This is a genomic window from Kitasatospora phosalacinea (assembly GCF_000716545.1).
Classification (GTDB): Bacteria; Actinomycetota; Actinomycetes; order Streptomycetales; family Streptomycetaceae; genus Kitasatospora; species Kitasatospora phosalacinea.
In genome coordinates, this window is record NZ_JNWZ01000195.1 from 1 (window position 1) to 340 (window position 340).

Consider the following 340-nt stretch of genomic DNA (forward strand, 5'->3'; position numbering starts at 1 on the left):
GCTGAGCCGCTCCTACACCGTCGGCTTCCTCAGCGACGAGATCGCCACCACGCCGCACGCCGGACGGATCATCAAGGGCGCCCAGGAGGCCGCCGCCGAACGCGGCCTGCTGCTGCTCATGCTGAACACCGGCAACGACCGGGAGCTGGAGCACAAGGAGATCGCCCTGCTGCTCCAGCACCGGGTCGACGGGATCCTCTACGCCTCGATGTACCACCGGATCGTGGAGGTGCCCGAGCAACTGCGCTCGGTCCCCACCGTCCTGCTGGACGCCCGGTCCGACGACCCGGCGTTCTCCTCGGTCGTCCCCGACGAGGAGCAGGGCGGCCGCACGGCCACC

The 340-nt window shown here is 70.6% G+C and carries 1 protein-coding gene; it reads left to right on the plus strand.

Features of this window, described 5'->3' with window-relative positions:
* On the plus strand, positions 1-340 hold a 340-nt coding region (locus tag OO48_RS34110), incomplete at both ends, for a LacI family transcriptional regulator (RefSeq protein ID WP_033223595.1).